We start from the raw sequence: 17,828 nt of genomic DNA on the forward strand, positions 1-17,828 counted from the left end.
TGATTGTTCAAGTCTTGGTATTTAGGTCTGGCACAAATTTTGAGAATAGCCGCAAGAACCCGAATTGGTTATCACCATTTTAACCAAATCTGCTCGCCGGTACTTGGCATCGTGTTAATTAGATTTTCACGGGCAACCACGTTATCTCTAATAGTCGCTTTTAATGGTTAATAGGGTACACTATGATCATAATGTCGCAACATACGGCGTTTTCCTTGCACCCACCCCCTATTTTTCGTTACACTAGACCCATAAAGAATGAATTGAGGTGACATGATTGTGTTAAAGGAATTCAAGACATTTATCGCGCGTGGAAACGTGATTGATCTCGCCGTTGGGGTGATCATTGGGTCAGCGTTCACTGCTATTGTGACATCGTTGACGAAAAATTTGATCAACCCGCTGATTGGGATCTTCCTGGGTAAGATTGATTTATCCGGGCTGGTTTTGACCGTGGGCCAAGCCCATTTTCGTTATGGCGACTTCCTAGATGCCGTGATTAACTTTCTCATCATTGCATTCGTGGTCTTTCTTATGGTCAAAGGGATCACTAAACTGATGCCTACCGAGGAACCAGAGGAAGAAGCGACCCCTGAACCAAGTTCAGAAGAGATCGTCCTCACCGAGATCCGTGATTTATTAAAGCAACAGCAGGAAACAACTCAACAGCAAACCAAGGAATGAGTGCGGCCATTTTGGCGGTGCTCTTTTTTTAGAGCGTGAAGCAAGGCGCTTAGAGGGCGGAGCCTAAGCTAACTCTGACAGAAATGCCTGAACTTGGCATTTTTGTCAGAGTTAGCTTAGGCTCCGCCCTCTGCCTTGTTGAACGCGTTTCAGCTACAGATAAGTGAACAGCTAACGTAAAGGCCGGGTTTTGCCTTTATCGGTCGAAGTTGCTTACACGGTAGCCCCTTGCTGAACGCGTTTCAGCTACAGACAAGAGAACCACCGAAGCAAATTCCTATTCAAGGAATTTCAATCTAACTCAACTTACCCAAAATACCTGTCCGTACAAAAGCGCAGTTCAGCCACCCGCTCTCGAGTTGTTTTACAACCACATTGCTAACAGTCGACCGCAAACAGCCATTGAAACTTCCCAATATCAATAACTGTAAGCGGTTCCTGTTCATTAGTGACAAAGAAGGCATGTTATGGATACAACAGATGAGTTTCAAATTCACTTACAGCGACTCCCTTTCAAGAAAGCAACTGCGATTGAAACGGTCTACGCGCTTGGAAATGGCCATTTTGGCGTCCGTGCATCGAATCCGCTTCAGGGCGATAACCCCGATTACCCAGGGCAGCCAGGACTGTTTATCAACGGGTTTTATGACCTGACAGCGCTCCATTACGGCGAGGACTATCCCGGATACCCGCAAAATTCACAAACAATGTGTCAGTTGCCGGATCCCCGCTTTATTGTGTTAGAAATTGATGGTCTGCGCTCTGACGATGAAACATTTAGCGTGAAGCAGGTCGATAAAAATCTGAATCTCAAAACGGGGTTGCTATCGGAAATTTATGAAATCACGTCGCCGACTGATAAAACAGTTCGGTTGACCATGCAGACCTTTGCCTCGCAGGATGATGCCCGGATATATGGCGTGGCCTATTCCCTATCGGCCCTCAACTTCTCGGGAAACGTCAAGGTGATCAAACAGCACCGCTATACGCAGCAGCAAATTCCACAACACGACATTGATGTTCGAAATGTGCAGCGACAATCACAATTGACTTGTACGTACCAAGAAGCTGATCATCCAACAATGCAGATGATTACGCGAAAGAGTCAGCTGGCCATTACGCTGCAGGTACAACCTTTGAAAAATGACGACCAGCCAGTCCCTAAATTAACGACTCAGGATCAATTGCCGACGTACGTCACCGACTTTGATCTTGTTCCTGGCATTGCCCAAGAAGTTGATTTCGTTTATAGTATCGGGTTTCCACACCCGGTCGTCATCGCCAATGCCGATCCGGATACGGTCGACCAAACGCTGGCGAACGAAACGTTTTCAACGTTACTCAATAAGTCTGCGCACCAGTGGGCTATTTTTTGGGACAACAGCGACGTTGAACTTAAGGGGGACGCAAAACTGGCAAAAAGTATCCGGTTTAACCTCTTTCACCTCAATCAAGCTGCGGGTCGTGATGGCATGACGAGTATTCCTGCAAAGGGATTGACTGGTTCTGGATATGAAGGTCACTATTTCTGGAATGCTGAAATGTTTATGTTACCCTTCTTTATTTTCACCCAACCAGAAACGGCCAAACAAGTCCTCAGTTACCGGTATAGTAAGCTGCTTCAAGCCCAGCAACGCGCCCGAGAAATGACTGTTAAAAAGGGCGTTCTCTTCCCCTGGCGAACCATCAACGGCACCGAGGCCAGTGCCTACTATCCCACCGGCACTGCACAGGTTCACATCAACGCAGATATTGCCTACGCCGTCGACCTGTACGTTCGCGTGACTGATGACCAGGACTTTTTAGCAACTCAGGGGTTGCCGCTGATCATTGAAACAGCACGCTTCTGGCTGTCTTATGGGCATTACGCAACGGACGATGCACACCATGGTCGATTTGTGATCAACGATGTGACTGGTCCGGATGAATACACGGCAATGGTCAACAACAACTATTACACCAACCGCATGGCGCAACATAATTTGTATCTAGCAGCGCACTACGCGAGAAGACTGGGACAGACTGACAATAATGTGATTGGAAAATTAGGGCTTACGACGACCGAGATCGATGCTTTTCAGCACGCAGCTGACCAGATGTATCTGCCGTTTGATCCGAATCGCCAAATCAAAAAGCAGGATGATACCAGTACGGAAAAACCGGTTTGGCCGATTGCAGAAACGCCGCGGACGCAGTTTCCGTTACTGCTTCACTACCACCCAATGACGATCTACCACTACCAGGTCAATAAGCAGGCTGATACGGTCATGAGTGACTTCTTATTTCCAGAGGATCAAGATCAGGCCCAATTGAAACGAGATTACGATTACTATGAAGCCATCACGGTTCATGATTCTTCCCTCTCTCGGGCCATTTTTGGTATCTTAGCGCACCGCTTGGATGAAGCCGATAAGTCGTACCAGTACTTTATGGACACTGCCCTGACGGACCTAACAGACGCTCAGGGTAACGTTGGCGATGGCATTCACGCTGCCAACATGGGCGGCAGCTGGCTAAGTCTGATTTATGGCTTTGCAGGACTTGAAATTAAAGATACCACGCTGCACCTGCATCCCAAACTGCCGACTGAGTGGCTGGAAATGCGCTTTAAGCTTTGGTTCCAGCACCGGCACATTGGTATCACGATCAATCATCAAGCCGTTATTCTTGAAAATCTAAAGGGTAAACCGATCACCATCCAAATTGGTGACAAACAGGTGACCTTAGGGAGTGAAAGAGTTACCGTACCATTTCCAATTTAATGTGAAAAATGAAACTTAAATCACAATATTTGTAGAAAACCCGAATCATGCCTATCATTAATTTAGAGGGGTTTTAATTAAGGAATTTAAACTTTAAGGAAAAGAGGCTAACTTGTATGAGAACTATTGCACTAAATGTCATGCAAGAATCGATTGAGGTCGCTTACTCAACGAATAATAACGAACCGCCCTTTCGGCAATTTATGATCACGTACAATCCTGATCAGGCCATTGGGGATAACTTGGAAAAGATCAAGGTTGTGCTAGCCGGTCTTCCAGTCGATGCCGCTATTTTGACGAATTCACTGGAATACGATTTTTCAGACACGGTTATTGGCATCAACCACCAACGAATCGATATTGGGCTTGCGTTGACCAACATGTTGAACATTTCGGTGGTTTGCCAGCGAGATGTTGAAGAAAACGGTCTCCAAGCAGCAACCGATAAAAAGCAGCGCTACAACGAGTGGCACCTAGATTACTATGGTGAGTATGAAAAAAAGCGTAACTATGGTCAGGAAGCCATGCTGACGGTCGGAAACGGCTATCTTGGACTGCGTGGGGCCTTTGTTGAGTCGCGAGCAGATGAGGATAATTACCCAGGCACTTATGTTGCTGGTGTCTATAACCAACTGACCACCAAAATTGGTGACCGTGACGTCACGAACGAAGATCTGGTGAACATGCCTAACGCCCAGTTTCTCACGTTTGGTGTTGATCATCAGCCGCCATTTAAGATCACATCAAGAGACATTCAAGATATTTACCGGTCGCTTGATCTTAAGCATGGGACCTTGACAACAATGATGCGGGTTCAGCTTTCAACGGGTCACGTCCTCAACGTGACAACGACAAAGATGGCTAACATGCAAGATTGGCATCAATACGCCATCAAGTACACGCTGACACCCGTCAATTTCTCTGGTAGCATTCAGATCTATTCAGAAATCGATGGCGATGTGACCAACGGCAACGTCGATCGGTACCAGGACTTCGACCAGCATCATATCGACATCACGGGCATGAGCGCCCACGGTAACGAAATGTACCTCACTGGTGAAACCAAAACGTCAAAAATCGGATTTACGGTCGGGGCAAGCCTGTTAAGTGAGCAACCAACAGACAATGATATTGAGGTGACAAACGACGATAAGCACATCCGTCAGCAATTATCGACAGAAGTCACTGCCGGCCAGACCTATTCGTTTACGAAGAACGTCGTCATCTACACGACCTTGGAAACGGCCGAGACCCCAACAATGTCAACTGCAAGCGAAGCACTCGCTAAAGCCAGTTACAAGCAGACTAAGAAACAGAGTCTCGCCTACTGGAAGTCAACCTGGGATAACTTCGATATTCAGATCGATAACGATATCACGAGTCAAAAACTGACCCGGGTCAACCTCTTTCACACCATGGTCTCAGCCGCCGCAAATGAATCTGGCGAACTTGATGCATCTGTTGGTGCGCGTGGGTTACACGGTGAAGCCTATCGGGGGCACGTGTTCTGGGATGAAATGTTCATCATGCCCTTCTACAGCCTGCACTTCCCGAAGTTAGCTAAACAGCTGTTGATGTACCGTTACCGTCGTTTGGACGCCGCAAAGGCCTACGCCAAGAGCGAAAATTACGATGGTGCGATGTTCCCTTGGCAGTCTGGTGAGACCGGCGATGAACAATCTCAGTTTGTTCATCTGAACCCGATCACGCACACTTGGGATCCAGACAACAGCCGCCTGCAACGGCACGTCTCGTTGGCGATTGCCTACAACATCATCACGTACGTCAACGTGGCTGGCGACCGGAAGTTTATGAAACAATACGGGCTGGAAATGCTGCTGAGCATCGCGAAGTTCTGGCTAAGTACCGTCACCTATGATAAAAAGGCGGACCGCTACAGTATTCCACACGTCATGGGACCGGATGAATTCCACGAAAATTATCCCAACAGTGACGAACCTGGCTTAACCAACAACGCCTACACCAATATCATGGTGGCTTGGCTCTTCAACATACTAAGTACGATTCGGACCGACATGAAGGCGGCTGATTTTAAGGACGTCGCCGAAAGAAGTGCGTTTGACGAAACCCTCTTTACAAAGATGACCGATGTTGCCCATAAGCTCAAGCTTGATATCAACGATAACGGCATCATTGGCCAATTCGAAGGCTACTTCAAATTGCCAAGCATGAACTTTGACAATTACCGGAGCAAGTATGGTGATATTTCACGGATCGACCGAATCTTAAAGGCCGAGGGCAAGACCCCGGATGCTTATCAAGTGGCCAAACAGGCTGATACATTAATGCCCTATTACACATTAAGCATTGACGAAGTGGGTCATATTCTGGGACAATTAGGCTATCAGTTGCCGAAGGAATATTTAACCAAGAACATTCAGTACTATCTGAACCGAACGACTCATGGCTCGACCCTGTCACGAATTGTTTACTCAGTGCTGACTGAAATGGACGACAACATGGATCAGTCCTGGTCGCTCTTCTCGACCGCCCTCTTTTCTGACTACTACGATATTCAAGGTGGCACGACCGCCGAAGGGATTCACCTTGGTGTCATGGGTGCAACCTTAATGATCGAGACCAGAAACTATGGTGGTGTGGATAGCCTGGGACCGCAGCTTGAAATTCACCCGCACTTACCCGCTCAGTGGCAGCGCTTGCATTTCAAACAGTTGATCCGTGGTCATTGGTTTGAATTTACGATCACGCACCATCAAATTTCTGTTAAAACAGATACGAAGGTGACGATCCAAATCCTAGGACAACCGGTTGCATTAACACCAAACAAGGAAACGATTTACGATTACTAACCAACTACGAAGGAGTGTTGCAGTATGGCAAAGGTTTCATTTGAACAAATTAAGGGCTTTGTGTTCGATCTCGACGGGGTCATTACGGATACCTCGCTCTACCACACAAAGGCCTGGCACCAGCTTGCAGATAAGCTAGACGTTACCTGGAGCAAGGAATTGGAAGACGGTTTAAAGGGTATCTCGCGGATGGATTCACTCGAGATGATTCTCAAAGCCGGACACAAGGAAAACGACTATACGCATGACGAAAAGGTCGCGCTTGCTACCGAAAAGAACACCAACTATGTCAATGAGATCAGTAAAATGACCCCAGAAAATATTCTTCCCGGTATCAAGGCGTTCTTAGATGATCTGCGCGCTAACGGCTACCAAATTGCATTAGCATCCGCTTCTAAAAACGGCCCAACCGTCCTAAAAAACCTTGAACTAACAGATTACTTCCCAAAGATCGTTGATCCAGCCTCATTGTCTAAGGGCAAGCCAGACCCAGAAATTTACACCAAGGGTGCTGAATTGCTTGGCCTGGCACCAGAGACCTGCATCGGCGTTGAAGACGCTGCAGCTGGCATTGAAGCCATTAACGCAGCAAACGAAGTCTCCGTTGGTATCGGTGACGCAACGTTGCTGAAGGATGCCGACGTTCGGTTTGATAACACTGCTGAAATGACGTTAGCAAACATCAAAAAAGCGATGGCTTAATGTCGATTTTAAAAAAAGACGCTTCCGAGCGTCTTTTTTGTTTCATTGCAACTAAAAAAGCACGCATGATAGGCCGCGTACTTTTCTGGTCACTATTTTGTATTTTTTATGCTTCAGTCATTGAGTTATCAGAACGAATGGCCTTAAGCACATCGTCGATCTGACCCAAAACAGCAGTAACATTTTTAGGATCTTCCAGGTTATACTGCTGGAGATTGATCTTTAACTTGGGACTGACATCATATTCATCAAACCACTTGTGATATGCAGTCCACATCTTATAGTAGTAATCCTCACGCTCCGGGTGGCCGTCAATTTGTTCATAGTCGCGACCACGCTTCTTGATCCGGTACAGAATCGTGTCAAAGTCACTATCTGCGTATACTAACAGGTCGGGCGCTTTCTTTGGCAGTTCGTTTAATTCCCCCATCATGTTGTCCAACAATTTGAGGTAAACGGAAAGCTCTGTGTCTGTAATGTTGCCTTCCGCGTTGTTTTCCTTTGTAAACAGAGCGTCTTCGTAGATCGACCGGTCAAGCACATTGTTGTCATCAGCCAACGCCTGTTTGATCATCCCAAAGCGCTTGTTTAAAAAGTAGATCTGCAGCAAGAACCCATATTGTTTTGGATCTGAATAGTATAACGGTAAAACAGGATTTTCGCCAACGGGTTCAAAAAAAGCCTTTGTTCCCAAATGGTCTGCGAGCATTCCTGTGAGCGTGGTTTTCCCAACGCCAATCATTCCGGCAGTAATTATCACCATAATAGCCCCTCTTTTAAAAAATATGCAAGATATAGTGTACCACAATTCACCCCCTACCACATCTATATTGACGATATTTTAGTCAAGCGCGGTTCCTGAGACAGCGCACGACGTGTAGTATAATGAACGTATAAGGGTTAGCACATTGTAGCAGGACAGATGTCCAGTTTCATACAGAAGTAACAGGCATAATAGAAAAGGAGCGGATCACCTATGGCATATGATGCAATTGTCTTTTTTGATTTAGACGGTACTCTGTTTGATAACGACAAACACGTGTTACCAGCAAGTATTGACGCAATTAAACAAATGGCGCAGCAAAACATTCTTTCAGTGGTCTCAACTGGCCGCAATATTTTTGAAATCCAGTATGTTCTAGATGAAACGGGGATTAATTCAGTCGTCAGTGCAAACGGCAGCTACGTCCAATATGAAGGCAAAAAACTGCACGCAGAAGAAATTGACCCAGAACTGATTGCGACCTTCACCGACTATGCAAACCGTCAGGGAGATGCGGTCGCCTACTTTAACAATCGTGGTTTTCGCTTAAGTAAAGAAAATGACCTGACCCGGCCAAACTTTAAATTATTACGACTCGATGCCAAGGTCGACCCTGATTTTTACCGCAAAGAACCGATTAATTTCATGAACGTGTTCAACACCAACAAAGAAGACCAGTATACCGCTGAATTCAAGAATCAGCTGTCACTGGTTCGAAATAACCCACGTTGTCTGGATACGATGAAGGCCGGCGTTTCTAAGAAGACGGGTATCGAGATCCTGTTGTCGGCGGCCAAATTAGAAAACATTCCAACATACGCTTTCGGCGATCAGCTCAATGACCTGCAGATGTTTGACGTGGTCGACAATCCGATTGCCATGGCAAACGGCCACCAACTAGCGAAGGAAAAAGCGTCCTATGTGACCACTTCCAATGTCACTGATGGGATCGTGCACGGGTTAAAGCACTTTAATTTGATAAAGTAGCGCTGATCTAATGAGTGTTGCGGTACGCCGTTGGTGGCATGCCTTTTAAATGTATAGCGCAATTATTTTAATTGAGGCGTTGAATAGAGGCGGTCGATTCGAATATCCTCGTTGGGGATTTTGAGTTGACCGCCTCTTTTTTGCATTTTATGTGGCTTGGGGTCTGGAGTGGGATTGAAGATTGCAAAGCCCTTCTTGGCAACCGTGCCGAAACGAGTTTCGGAAAACTGAGGGCTCCTGTCTAAGCAGCTCTGGCAGAAATGCCAAGTGCAGGCATTCCTGCCAGAGTTGCTTAGACTCCGCCCTCACCCGTTTTCCTCCACTCTCTAATGACTTTTCAAATGCTCATCAAACAACTTAAACAACTGCCCATAATCCAACGCTTCATTCTTTGTATGATCGACCTGTTTTGCGAGATCCACCATTTCCTGGCTCGTAAAAGTCAGTTCATAGTCGTTCAAGTTGGCCAATTCTGCCACCGCAATGATTGCCGTTTGATAGTTATTGTCGACAAATGGCTTGCCGCGGACAATTGAGGCGAACAGGTAGCCTGTCTTGTTGGAGACGGCTTCCCGCAAACTATTTTCGTAAAAATCCGCCTGCGGGATCGCAATCACCCGGTTCAGCTGTTCGGCTTTTGCGAGTCCTGGTTGCTGTTTTTGATGAATATCAATGCGCGCATTGATGGCAATCAGCTCATAACTTGTCAGGTACCGCATTAGGCCTGGTCACCTCCGTTGAGGATCTCCAGGGCATCATCATACTGCGCCATTGCAGCATCCAGGCCGGCTTCAAACTCATCATCAAGTTGGTTATTCTTACGAAAGGCAACGTCCAACATGTCGCCCTTGTCCACTTTGAGCTTATGGGCAACGTTAGCGGGAATGGTGACGGCAAGCGAATTACCAACTTGGATGATCTTACGTTGTGACTTGATTTCATTCATGGCTAAAATATCCTTTCGTTATAACAATTTCATATTATCGTAAGTATAGCACAAAATTGCCCGTATTATAGACTTATGTTGTAAAATCGTCAGTTTTAACTGAATCCGTGTTAACGAGCTACAAAAAAGGCCTTCAACTTGGTGGTTTCCTCGTTGAAGGTCTTTTAATTTGTCGCTTATTTCTGACTTAAAATTGGTTGATTCGTCACGTCTGTTCGAACGATCAGTACATCACAGCGGGCATTCGTCACAACGTAGCTGGCGTTTGACCCCAGCATCATCCGTTCAACAACGTTTGCGCCCGTAGCACCAAGCATGATCAAATCGGTGCCAAACTTAGCGGGTAAGTTCTTAGCTAACTCAACCTTAGGATTGCCATACTGAACCTCACCTCTGACGTTCGTGACCCCTGCTTGTTTGGCACTGGCCACGTTTTTATCAACGAGGCGCTCAATTTTTTCCTTGATTTCATCGAGCAAGCCCTGATCGACGTAACCAAATCCGAGTTTAGTCGACCCTAACCCAATGAGTTTGCTCACGTTCAGGACACTCACAATCGTGAGTTCAGCCTGGTTTCGTTTGGCAACGGCAATCGCTTTTTGAACCGCGCGTTGGGCCTGTTTTGATCCGTCAACACCGACCAGAATATGGTGATAGTTTGCACTGAGTTTCATAGGACCCCACCTCCAAGTGGTCGTCTAACCGACTGACATTAATCGGCTAATTCATTTGACAGCGCCTCAATTGACCGGCCGTAAATGGCCATTGCGGTCAGAAGGTCATCAACCGGTTGAAATTCATTGACCTGGTGCATCGTGTCTGGGGTGTGGGCAAACAGGGCACCAAACGCAACCCCGCGCTTCATTAACCGGCCATAGGTCCCACCGCCAACAACTTCTGGTTCAGCAGCCGTGTCACCAGTGAGCTCCTGGTAGGTGCTCATTAACGTGGTTACGATTGGATCATCAGGTGAGACGTAGTGTGGCACCATTTCGCGACCCTTTTCGAGTTCAAAATGATTTAATTTTGCGACCTCAGCAAAGGTGGCTTGAATATCGTCAGAGCCGATGCCCTTTGGATAACGGAAATTCAATACGATATGCCCGCCCTTTTCAGCATCAAAGGCCATGACACCAACGTTCATCGTGAGCTCACCCATGATGTCGTCAGTGTAGGCAAGCCCAAGTTTTGTGACCCGCGAATCATCGTGTAATTGGTCACCTAACAGGTTAAGAAAGGCTTTAGCATCAGCACCAAATCCATACTGTCTCAAGAAGCGGGCCAAATAAGTCCCCGCATTGATGCCATTCTTAGGTTCCATCCCATGCGCGGCTTTACCGATCACATGCAAATGCACACCGTCACCATCCGTGGTCACATCCCCAGTAACGGGCTGGTTATCTAAGAAACTGGTGAAGTCGCTGACCAGGACTTCGTTGTCGCTAGTTTCAACAACGGCGTGTGCATCACGAGGGACCATATTTTCCCGTAAGCCAGCGTTAAATGAGGTCAACGTATAGTCGCCATCATTTTCACCGGCCATTGTTAATGTGAAGGAAACGTTCCCTTTTTCACCATTGATAATTGGAAATTCGGCGTCTGGTGAGAAGCCCATTGTGGGTTCTGGATGCGTCTTAAAGTAGTGGGTCATCCCAGCCCAACCGCTTTCTTCGTCAGTGCCCAAAATAAACCGAATCTTCTTATTGAGTTTAACGCCCTGTTCTTTGAGAATCTTTAACCCGTAGTAGCAGGCCAACGCTGGCCCCTTATCATCAGAGGTTCCCCGGCCATAGGCGTTGCCATCTTTGAGAGTCAGGGTAAACGGATCCGTGTCCCAACCTTCGCCAGCGGGCATCACGTCAACGTGCGCCAAAATAGCGACAGTTTCGTCGCCTGATCCAACCTCCACGAAGCCCGCAAGATTGTCCAGATTTGTTGTTTCAAAGCCGTCGCGTTCAGCGAGTTTTAAGAACGCCTGTAAAGCCGTTGCTGGCCCAGGCCCTAGTGGCGCGTCAGCCGTTTTTTGACTATCGTCACGCACACTCTGAATGGCGATCAGATCCTTTAAATCACTTAAATAAGCATCGCGATGGTCCGCTGCTGCTTGTTTCCAATCAATTGTCATGAAAGTCCCTCCATCTTATTTCTACCTCCATTTTAGCATAGGTGACCGTGTTTACTGTTATGAATCCGCTTTTCTTTGGGTCTTTCCATTGTTAGGTGATCCAAATAGCATTAACATGTCGCTCCGTTGCGCCGTTCGGGCCTGCAGGCTGAGGTGGGGTCGCTCCGGCAATGCCGAACGGCTCCACTACGCTACGATACTGGTATTAGTCTGAATAGATGGTCAGGTTTCATAAGTGGTGTCATGGAACCTGCTAATGAATCGTGACCAGTAACTAGCACATCGCGAGAGAAGCATTGCTGTTAATTGTCTGACTAGCAGTCGAGGATGGATTCTCTTCGACCTCGGATTAACGCTGTTATGATGCTTAACCAGTGGGGAAAAAGGGTGCTCAACGTCAGTGAAATGGCCCAATTTGGCACGGAACTGTGGTGTCGACATCAGTTAGCGACCGTACTTGGGTCGGTTACTGATGTGCGAGACGATGAAGATCCATTCGAGAGCTGCACAGCAGAAATCGAATTAGCTTCATCACGAGCCACTACACGGCCTGCCGAATTGCGGAATGCAACGGACTATCCCCTAAAAGTGGAAAGCCCCTTTTCTTTTCTCGTGCGTGCTATACTCAAGGTAGCGACATTGAACGGAGGCCAAAATATGCAAACATTATCGGAACAGATCTTACGCAACACGATTCGAATTCGCCCGGAAAATAGCCATAAGGGCACTTATGGCCGTGTCTGCCTCGTAGGTGGTAACGCCCAGTATGGCGGCGCCATCATGATGGCCACCGAAGCGGCGGTTTATAGCGGTGCCGGCCTGAACACCACATTGACTGACCCAGCCAATTTTGTGAGTCTGCATTCACGGTTGCCAGAAGCGATGGTTGCTGATTTCCATGACGAACACCAACTTGAATCGTTGGTAGCTGCTGCAACGACGGTCGTTGTCGGCCCAGGATTAGGAACGGACGCTGATAGTTTAGCGGTTCTGGAGACTGTTTTCAAAACCGTGTCACCCAACCAGATCCTAGTCATCGACGGGTCCGCTATCACCCTCGTTGCAGACAAGTCCCTCTCGCTGCCAAACGCACGGCTGGTCTTTACCCCACATGAAATGGAATGGCAACGGCTATCTGGCATTACGATTACGGATCAAACTGACGCGCACAATACCCAAGTCCGCGAACAGTTAAACGGTATCGTGGTCCTTAAATCACATCACACCCGCATCTACACCGCGGACGACGTTTACCTGAACCCTACTGGCACACCTGCGCAAGCTACCGGTGGTATGGGAGACACCCTCGCCGGGATGGTCGGTGGCTTTACCGCGCAGTTTGCTGATTTGGAGAACGCCGTGTTAGCTGCCGTTTACGCGCACAGCGCAATTGCTGACGAACTGGCGGCAACGCAGTATGTGGTCTTGCCAACGCAGATCATGCATGAGTTGCCACGATTTATGCATGATCACCAAGCACAATAAAGGAGAATCGAATCAAAAAGAAGTTGGGAATAAGGTCATTTCCAACTTCTTTTTGATATGATTATTTAATTCTTAACAGTTGTCTTAATCGTTCAGTCCGCGCACCCAGCACCGTATCAGCTAAGCGGGTCTTTAAGACCATGTAGACATAAAAGTCCCCAGCAATGCCCACCGCAAAAATAATAACGAGCAAACTGCCGACACGTGAATCAACCACCATGACATGGCTGATCAGCCAGCTCACAATCTTAACCAAGGCGTACGCAATCACGCACATGATCAGCGAGAAACTCAAGATACCGTTCGTTTTCTTGGCGATACCAGCGTAATCAACACCAAATTCGCCATTGAGCCAGTGCATGATAAAGTAGTTCGCCACGATAAATCCGATCATTGTTGCAACAAGTGGTCCAAAGACGCCCATGAAATGGATGCATGGCCACTGCAACAACAGTTTGACAGCTGTCCCAATCAAGAAATAACGAACTGCCCGCTTGTTTTGCGAGACCCCCTGCATGATTGCAGAAGTGACACTGAACAACCCAAGCATGATCGACATAAAGGAAGAAAAGGCCAAAACTGCGGCGGCCAGTCCCTTGTGAGCAACCCCATAAAACAGGATATTCAACGGGTGGGCAATCGCTGCCATACCCAAGGCACTAGGCAGCATCACGAATTCAAACAGCAAGACTGCGTTCGTAATTTGACTGCTGATGTCCTTCTTATCGCCGCGAGTAAAGGCTTCGGACAGTAACGGTACCGCCGTAATGGCCAAAGCAGAGGACAACGAAACGGTGATCATGATCAATTTATTGGCGTTCACGCTAAACAGCGCAAACAGATCATTAAGCATCACAGGGTTTGAGATCCCTGTTGATGGCATAAACTTGAAGAAGGTAAATTGATCGATCAGTTGAAAGATAGTGATACCGGCACCAAGCACAATAAATGGCAGTGCTTGCTGTAGAATTTCTTGGTAGAGCTGTTTAGCCGGCACCACGATTTCATTATTACTGTTGGCAACTAAATTGCGATACAGTGACCGCCGCCGCAGGTAATAGACACCTAAAGTCAGCAAGCCAAAAATCGCACCGACGCAGGCCGCAAAAGTTGACTGGGAAACGGCTGTGATCCAGCTGCCATGCCACACGCGCATAATCAAGTACGCTGTGATCAACATATAAAGGACGCGGGCAAGCTGCTCAACAAATTGAGAGATTGCCGATGGTGCCATGTCCTGGTAGCCTTGGAAAAAGCCCCGGGATAAACTCATGACTGGAATGATCAAAACGGCCCAAGCCAGTGAGTGTAACACTGGAATCACGTGTGGATCGCCGCCATCGAAGACTGGTGCGCCAAAGTACAGCACCAGCATACAGATCACACCAGTGGCGCCTGCGAGGACTAGCCCATGCTTATAGAGCCGAAACCCAACGCCGTATTCATTAAGCGTATTATAGTGCGCCACCTGTTTAGCAATCGCGGATGGAATCCCGGCAATCGCTGCAATCAAAAAGAAACTGTAGATATTGTATCCCTTACCATACAGCGCATTCCCCTGAAGAAAGAAGGACCCAAACCAGATCCCCCAAGGAATAATGTAAATCGCCCCAAGTATGCGTGAAACGATGCTGCCGGCTGTCATCCAGGCTGACCCCTTAACCATTTGGTCCTGTGCATCAATTTCAGGCGTTAAGGTGTCATCCTTATTTGACATCTCACTCATTCAAAAACCCTGCTTTCATCGCGCTGGTTGGAGCGCTAATCTAATATCATTTTTTAACTTCGTCACAACTTATACATTGTATTATGAATGTGAGTTTGACGCAATTAAATTTAAGAAAGTTTAAAACCAGAGTCCGTTACACGTTAGCCCCTTGCCTTGCTGAACACATTTCAGCAATGTAGCAGCAGAAGTTAGTCGCCGGTACCACTCAGAAGAAAAAATGCCCGAACTTGGCATTTTTGCCAGAGTCCCTTACATGGTCTCGCCTTGCTGAACACGTTTCGGCAATATATCAGCAGAAATTAGTCGCCGGTACCACTCAGAGACAAAAATACCAAATTCCATACTGAAACAACCTGTCACTTAGATTAAAGGCCAAATGAAAAGACTTTCTTAAACCCATGCGTCTCAACACGAATTCAAAATAGTCGCCGCCAAACTCTGGTATAATAAACGTAATTTGAAATCTAATTGTCATACAGGAGGCTCATTTGAAAAGTAAAAAATTGCTGATTGCGCTTATCATCAGCTTGATTTGCGGCCTCGGACTTGGTGTCTGGTATGCGCGATACACCCAGCATCAAACAATTAAACATGAGTACAGTTTTTCCAGCACACCCACTATTTTCGTGCACGGCTGGACAGGTACTGGTCGCTCGGAGGAGCCACTCTTTGCGTCTGCCCAAAGCTTGGGAATTGCTAAACGGCACATGATTATTTATATGCGTCCAAATGGCAAGCTCAAAATCAAGGGGCATTTGACTGCTAAAATGAAGAATCCGATCGTTCAGGTGATCTTTAAGAATAATCGCGCCGGCGAAATCAAGGATGCGCACTGGTTATTAAAGATCATGCGGGTCCTAAAAACGAAATATCACGTCAATAAATACAACGCGGTCGGCCACTCCATGGGGTCTTATGCCTGGGTTTATTACAACATGCTTGTCGGCAATAGTGCGAAGTATCCAAAACTGGAACGCGCTGTCCTCATTGGTGGCCCCTACGACGGCATCATTGATAACCATAAACTCAATCAACCGCAGAATCCACCACTGAGTAAACTTTGGGATGACCAGCCAAATGAGAACCACCTTTTAAAAAATGGCCGACCAGCGATCATTCGGCCTGAGTACCAAAAACTATTGGCGATTCGCAGCCGTTTCCCTAAGCAGGCTGAAGTGCTCAATATTTACGGTGATTTGTTGAACGGGTCTAATTCAGATGGTGTTATTACGATTCCCTCAGCGCGCTCTCTAGGGTACTTGATTAAGAACGAAGTCCGTTCGTACCACGAATTACGAGTGACAGGCGCAAATGCACAACATAGTAAGCTTCACGAATATAATTTAACAGTTAACAAAGCCCTCACCAATTTTATATGGGGCAAAAATAAAGCGATCAACTAATGGGTTGATCGCTTTTTTTGTTAACTATTGGAAAAAGGGTAAAGACTAGTGTAGAAGTTACACTATCACTAACGTGGCGATCGCTTACAAAAACGCATGAAACCCAATGTCATGCCTGAACGTATAAGCCGTCGCATCAACATCAGCATCCAACGTAGCGTTCACCAGCTGTTGGGCCGTTTTCAAATCAGGGGCCTTGGCTGTAACCATCATCACCCGACCACCGTGACTGACTGGCTGCCCATTCTCCTCAGCAACACCAGCATAACTGACTAAGACTTGGTCATTATGAATAGTGGGTAACGGTCGCCCGTTGACCACGTTGCGTGGATAATCGCGTGATGCAATCACGGTGCCCAAATAAAAGTCATCCGTTTGCCAGGTCACTTGTGGGGTCTGGTTTGCAAGCAAATCAAGAATGATTGCCCCCAAATCGCTTGTCAACTGCGGCAAAACGACCTGCGTTTCAGGATCACCCATCCGAACATTAAATTCAATCACTTTAAGCCCCTGGTCTGTGTTCATTAACCCCGAATACAGAAAACCATTGAACGGTGTGCCATTGGTGTTCATCGTTGCTAAAACGGGTTTGACGACCTGATCAATTGCCGCCTGTTTAAGGTCATCTGTGATGTGGGGTACTGGACTGTATGCACCCATACCACCCGTGTTCGGCCCCTTATCACCATCGCCAAACGTTTGTGGTCCTGGGCAATCGGCATCACCACAAGCTGGTCGCCCTGCACCATTGTGAAGAGTGAAAATTCCTCACCGGTCAAATAGGCCTCGATCAACAGGCGATGCTGATCCGGTTTATCAAAGATGGTTGTGATAGCAGTTTTCGCTTCAGCGGCGCTGTTGACGATAATGACACCCTTGCCCGCAGCAAGACCATCTGCTTTGATGACTTGTGGATAGGTCAGCGTCTCAGCATAGCTCAAAGCCTGCGTTTTATCCGTAAATTCCTGATAAGCTGCAGTCGGAACCCCGCTGTCGGTAATGATTTGTTTGGCAAATGATTTTGACGTTTCAAGGCGTGCCGCCATCTGAGAAGGCCCAAAAATCGGTAAGTCACGCGCCTCAAAATAATCCACGATGCCCTTCGACAGAGGCTGTTCAGGTCCAACCACGGTGCAAACGACCGCGTGAGTCTTCGCAAAATAGGCGAGTTGAGAGAACGCCAGCTCGTCAATTGCAACTGGTTCAACATGGGCTAAATCAGCCATTTTGGGATTGCCAGGTGCCACAAAAACAAGTCGGTTACCAGCTTTCGCCAAAGTCTGTGCGAGTGCAAATTCACGACCGCCGCCACCAATCACTAACCAATTTTCCATCATTGTCGTCCCTTCTAAAGACGGCTGGAATCCAATTTGTATTCCGGCCGTAGTGTCATCTTCATTGTAAGATTGCT

14 protein-coding genes and 1 pseudogene are annotated in these 17,828 nt (G+C 47.2%); 7 read left to right on the top strand and 8 right to left on the bottom strand.

Annotated features, from left to right (window positions below):
- Nucleotides 1–279: 279 nt before the first annotated feature.
- From mscL to pgmB, 4 genes are all read left to right on the top strand, one after another.
- A complete protein-coding gene (mscL, locus tag AYR61_RS13325; protein ID WP_056987698.1) occupies nucleotides 280–684 on the top strand; it encodes a large-conductance mechanosensitive channel protein MscL in 405 nt (134 codons plus the stop codon).
- Nucleotides 685–1,151: 467 nt separating this feature from the next.
- Entirely contained in the window at nucleotides 1,152–3,446 is a 2,295-nt protein-coding gene (locus AYR61_RS13330) for a glycoside hydrolase family 65 protein (protein WP_065903484.1), read from the top strand.
- A gap of 116 nt (nucleotides 3,447–3,562) precedes the next feature.
- Nucleotides 3,563–6,277: a glycoside hydrolase family 65 protein gene (locus AYR61_RS13335; RefSeq protein WP_065903486.1), complete on the top strand. Its 2,715-nt coding sequence runs from the start codon at nucleotides 3,563–3,565 to the stop codon at nucleotides 6,275–6,277.
- Nucleotides 6,278–6,301: 24 nt separating this feature from the next.
- The gene (gene pgmB / locus AYR61_RS13340) at nucleotides 6,302–6,979 is read left to right on the top strand and encodes a beta-phosphoglucomutase (protein WP_056987626.1); all 678 of its coding nucleotides are present in this window, start codon (nucleotides 6,302–6,304) and stop codon (nucleotides 6,977–6,979) included.
- Between the two features lie 106 nt (nucleotides 6,980–7,085).
- Here the strand turns inward: pgmB and AYR61_RS13345 are convergent, their stop codons facing one another.
- Complete coding sequence (locus tag AYR61_RS13345; RefSeq protein WP_065903487.1) at nucleotides 7,086–7,742, bottom strand: deoxynucleoside kinase; 657 nt, start codon at nucleotides 7,740–7,742, stop codon at nucleotides 7,086–7,088.
- A 213-nt stretch (nucleotides 7,743–7,955) separates the two neighbouring features.
- Between AYR61_RS13345 and AYR61_RS13350 the strand changes: the two genes are divergently transcribed.
- On the top strand, nucleotides 7,956–8,729 hold the full coding sequence (locus AYR61_RS13350) for a Cof-type HAD-IIB family hydrolase (RefSeq protein ID WP_056987625.1): 774 nt from the start codon (nucleotides 7,956–7,958) through the stop codon (nucleotides 8,727–8,729).
- Nucleotides 8,730–9,055: 326 nt separating this feature from the next.
- On the opposite strand, the gene AYR61_RS13355 is transcribed toward AYR61_RS13350, so the two are convergent.
- The 4 genes from AYR61_RS13355 to pepV form a co-directional block, all read right to left on the bottom strand.
- The gene (locus AYR61_RS13355) at nucleotides 9,056–9,448 is read right to left on the bottom strand and encodes a hypothetical protein (RefSeq protein WP_065903491.1); all 393 of its coding nucleotides are present in this window, start codon (nucleotides 9,446–9,448) and stop codon (nucleotides 9,056–9,058) included.
- On the bottom strand, nucleotides 9,448–9,675 hold the full coding sequence (locus AYR61_RS13360; RefSeq protein ID WP_065903493.1) for an AbrB/MazE/SpoVT family DNA-binding domain-containing protein: 228 nt from the start codon (nucleotides 9,673–9,675) through the stop codon (nucleotides 9,448–9,450). Before AYR61_RS13360 ends, AYR61_RS13355 begins: the two co-directional genes overlap by 1 nt.
- A gap of 176 nt (nucleotides 9,676–9,851) precedes the next feature.
- Entirely contained in the window at nucleotides 9,852–10,349 is a 498-nt protein-coding gene (locus AYR61_RS13365) for a universal stress protein (RefSeq protein ID WP_054706786.1), read from the bottom strand.
- 38 nt (nucleotides 10,350–10,387) lie between these two features.
- Nucleotides 10,388–11,800, bottom strand: a complete 1,413-nt coding sequence (pepV, locus tag AYR61_RS13370) for a dipeptidase PepV (RefSeq protein ID WP_065903495.1) — start codon at nucleotides 11,798–11,800, stop codon at nucleotides 10,388–10,390.
- A gap of 657 nt (nucleotides 11,801–12,457) precedes the next feature.
- Here pepV and AYR61_RS13375 point away from each other — a divergent pair.
- Nucleotides 12,458–13,285 (top strand): NAD(P)H-hydrate dehydratase, encoded by an 828-nt coding sequence (locus tag AYR61_RS13375; RefSeq protein ID WP_065903498.1) that lies wholly within the window; start codon nucleotides 12,458–12,460, stop codon nucleotides 13,283–13,285.
- Between the two features lie 61 nt (nucleotides 13,286–13,346).
- Here AYR61_RS13375 and AYR61_RS13380 read toward each other — a convergent pair whose 3' ends face one another.
- Complete coding sequence (locus AYR61_RS13380) at nucleotides 13,347–15,011, bottom strand: putative polysaccharide biosynthesis protein (protein ID WP_083215564.1); 1,665 nt, start codon at nucleotides 15,009–15,011, stop codon at nucleotides 13,347–13,349.
- Between the two features lie 491 nt (nucleotides 15,012–15,502).
- Between AYR61_RS13380 and AYR61_RS13385 the strand changes: the two genes are divergently transcribed.
- Nucleotides 15,503–16,417: an alpha/beta hydrolase gene (locus AYR61_RS13385; RefSeq protein ID WP_191982255.1), complete on the top strand. Its 915-nt coding sequence runs from the start codon at nucleotides 15,503–15,505 to the stop codon at nucleotides 16,415–16,417.
- 84 nt (nucleotides 16,418–16,501) lie between these two features.
- On the opposite strand, the gene AYR61_RS15630 is transcribed toward AYR61_RS13385, so the two are convergent.
- Nucleotides 16,502–16,942, bottom strand: a complete 441-nt coding sequence (locus tag AYR61_RS15630) for a phosphoribosylglycinamide synthetase C domain-containing protein (protein WP_318529595.1) — start codon at nucleotides 16,940–16,942, stop codon at nucleotides 16,502–16,504.
- A pseudogene (gene purD / locus AYR61_RS13390) lies at nucleotides 16,940–17,754 on the bottom strand (phosphoribosylamine--glycine ligase); the annotation flags it as partial. The gene AYR61_RS15630 and the pseudogene purD, both read right to left, overlap by 3 nt.
- Between the last annotated feature and the right edge of the window lie 74 nt (nucleotides 17,755–17,828).

It is taken from the genome of Secundilactobacillus paracollinoides (assembly GCF_001702155.1).
GTDB lineage: Bacteria > Bacillota > Bacilli > Lactobacillales > Lactobacillaceae > Secundilactobacillus > Secundilactobacillus paracollinoides.